At 46.0% G+C, this 315-nt stretch carries 1 protein-coding gene; it reads left to right on the top strand.

From position 1 onward, the window contains the following. The coding region (locus A3738_RS09745; protein ID WP_231876604.1) for a toprim domain-containing protein at positions 1–315 on the top strand (315 nt) is incomplete at both ends.

Raw genomic sequence — 315 nt, 5'->3', positions numbered from 1 at the left:
TCCGCAAAACAAGCACGAGATCGTGAGTATCAAGCCATCATGCCGCTTCGCGGTAAGATACTTAATACCTGGGAAGTAGATTCTGCCGAAATTCTTGCCTCCCAAGAAGTCCATGATATTGCTGTCGCAGTGGGCGTGGATCCAGGATCAGATAATCTAGAAGGATTGCGTTATGGCAAGATTTGCATTCTTGCTGATGCGGACTCTGATGGTCTTCATATCGCGACACTTTTATGTGCTCTATTTGTACGCCACTTCAAACCACTCGTTGAAGCTGGTCATATCTATGTTGCGATGCCTCCTTTGTATCGTATC

Source organism: Oleiphilus sp. HI0066 (genome assembly GCF_001635725.1).
Note: the sequence above shows the minus strand (reverse complement) of the source record. Positions and strands in the feature narration are given on the sequence as shown.